The sequence below is a fragment of the Edaphobacter dinghuensis genome (genome assembly GCF_014640335.1).
GTDB classification, from domain to species: Bacteria; Acidobacteriota; Terriglobia; order Terriglobales; family Acidobacteriaceae; genus Edaphobacter; species Edaphobacter dinghuensis.
In genome coordinates, this window is sequence record NZ_BMGT01000006.1 from 1 (window position 1) to 2875 (window position 2875).

General features: G+C 57.0%; 1 protein-coding gene and 1 pseudogene. Both read left to right on the forward strand.

Annotation, left to right across the window (positions count from 1 at the left end; translation table 11 throughout):
* Positions 1-74: 74 nt before the first annotated feature.
* Positions 75-854 (forward strand): annotated as a pseudogene (locus tag IEW09_RS18920) (AMP-binding protein); the annotation flags it as partial.
* Between the two features lie 124 nt (positions 855-978).
* Positions 979-2875: condensation domain-containing protein (locus tag IEW09_RS18615; RefSeq protein ID WP_229739445.1), on the forward strand; the 1897-nt coding region annotated here is incomplete at its 3' end.

The following is a 2875-nucleotide window of genomic DNA, read 5'->3' on the forward strand; positions in this document are numbered from 1 at the left end:
AGCCATGGTTGCGACATGCGGAAGCTGATCCCGACCCAGCTGCGTTAGGCCTCAACTCGCGACATCTTGCCTACGTGATCTACACCTCGGGCTCCACCGGCACGCCAAAAGGCGTCATGATCGAGCACAGCTCGGTGATGAACTTTCTTTGCGCAATGAGAGAGATTTTAGGAGGTACGGGAGCACTGCTGGCAATAACGAGCATATCGTTCGACATCTCCGGACTTGAGTTATATCTGCCTTTGACTACAGGGGGGCAAGTCACACTAACCTCACGAGATGACAAGGCAGATCCGGATGCTCTGCAACATATGTTATTGAAGCACGATATAAGGCTGATGCAGGCGACGCCTGCAGTCTGGCAATCGCTGATCAATCAGGGTTGGCCAGGCTCACCCAACTTGACGCTTCTGTGCGGTGGCGAGGCACTGACTATTCAACTGTCTGAAAACCTGATTTCTAGGTCGATTCAACTTTGGAATTTGTATGGGCCAACAGAAACCACTATCTGGTCGACTTGCCTTTACGTCCGATCATCTTCCACAACCAATTCCTCAAATTATCAACCGATTGGCCGCCCAATTCTGAACACACGGATTTACCTTCTGGACAGTTACGGGCAGCCTGTGCCACTCGGCGCGGTGGGCGAGATGTACATCGGTGGAGCGGGTGTGGCGCGCGGCTATCTGGACCGCCCGGAGTTGACCGCGGAGCGCTTCCTCCCCGATCCCTTCTGTGGCGAGCTGGGCGCGCGCATGTACCGCACCGGAGACCTGGCGCGTTATCTGCCCGACGGCAACCTGGAGTTCCTCGGGCGGAACGACCATCAGGTGAAGATCCGCGGCTTCCGTATCGAGTTGGGCGAGATCGAAGCACGTCTGGCCGAGCATCCACTAGTGGAATCGGCCGTGGTTGGCGCCCGGGAGGACACACTGGGCGACAAGCGGCTAGTTGCTTACTACACAGGTGATCCTTCTNATGCATCTGGATACCATGCCGCTGACGCCCAACGGGAAGCTCGATCGCAAAGCGCTGCCGGCCCCCGAGAAGGACGCTTACACCACTCAAGCCTACGAACCGCCGCAGGGGGAAGCCGAGACTGTTCTGGCCCAGATATGGGAGGAGCTTCTGCACGTCGACCGAATCGGACGCCACGACAACTTCTTCGAGCTCGGCGGCCACTCCCTGCTGGCGGTTCAGGTAGTTCAGTACGTGCGTCAACTCGGATTCGACCTCGAAATCCGCGCCCTGTTCGCTACACCGAAACTGGCCGACCTTGCCGCATCCCTTCACCAGACTCCCAGCCTCTCCATTCCGCCCAACCTCATTCAACCGAACGATAGCGTCATCAGACCCGAGATGTTGCCACTAATCGATCTGACGCAGCAGGGGATCGATCGCATCGTTCGGCAGGTTCCAGGCAGCATCGCAAACATCCAGGATATTTATGCCCTTTCTCCCCTCCAGGAAGGCATCCTTTTCCACCACCTCATGGCCCATGCCGGCGATCCGTACCTGATCCGTACATTTTTATCGTTTGCCAGCCGAGCCTTGCTCGACCGATTCCTGTTTGCGGTTCAACAGATAGTCGATCGTCATGACATCCTCCGCACTTCATTTATCTGGGAAGGTCTCTCTGCCCCGGCACAGGTAGTGTGGCGGCAGGCCAAGATATCTGTTGTCGAACTGGAGCTCGATCCAGCCGCCGGGCCGATTGCAGATCAGCTTGCAAGTTATTTCGACCCAAAACAGGACCGCATTGACCTCGCGACGGCTCCGCTCCTGCGCTTCGTTGTCGCTCATGACCCCGCACAAGACCGCTGGCTGGCAATGCAGCTGATGCACCATCTTATTGGAGACCAGTCCACGCTGCACATGCTGCGCCAGGAAGTTGCTGCGTTTCTCGCCGGGGGAGCGCAATCTCTATCCCCCTCCGTGCCGTTCCGTAATCTGGTGGCGCAGGCGCGACTGGGCGTGACGGTGGAAGAGCACGAGCGCTTCTTCCGGCAGATGCTCGGGGATATCACCGAACCCACATTAGCCTTCGGCATCACGGATGTTTATCAGGATGGCAGCAGCAGCACGGCAACGCGGCGAATGCTTCCACGGATGCTGAACGACCGCTTACGCAGGCAGGCTCGGCGACTACAGGTGAGCCTTGCCAGTCTGTGCCACCTCGCCTGGGCGCAGGTACTGACACGTATTACCAATTCAGACACGGTGGTGTTTGGTACCGTGCTCTTCGGTCGTATGCATGGGGAGGGCGAGGACGACAAAGCGACTGGCCTATTCATCAATACGCTGCCGATCCGCTTTGATCTGGGCAACATTGCGACCGAAGCTGCAGTTCGGTTGGTCCAGTCCCGATTGTCCGAGTTGCTCATGCATGAGCATGCCTCGCTGGCCCTGGCCCAGCGAGGCAGCAGTATCGAGGCGCAGATGCCTCTTTTCAATACTGTCTTCGATTATCGTCACAGTTCGCAGTCGTTAGGGTCGGTAAATACGAATGCTCTGGAGCAAGACTTATCAGGTATCGAGGTACTCGGAAACGAGATCCGCAACAACTATCCGATCAGCCTTTCCGTTGATGACTTCGGAAATTCTCTGGGTCTGGATGCGCTGATTACGCAATCTTTGTTTCCGGAACGTATCTGCGATTACATGCAGCAGGCCCTCGAAAGCCTGGCAGATGCTTTGGAGACAGATCCCGAAACGCCCGTTCGCAAACTCGAGGTTGTTCCTCTCGCTGAGCGGAAGCTGTTGCTGGAGACATGGAACGCGACCGAGGCACCCTACGCGGACAGCCTGTGCATCCATCAGCTGTTCGAGGAACAGGTACGCAAGAACCCGGATGCGAAAGCACTGATCTTTAAAG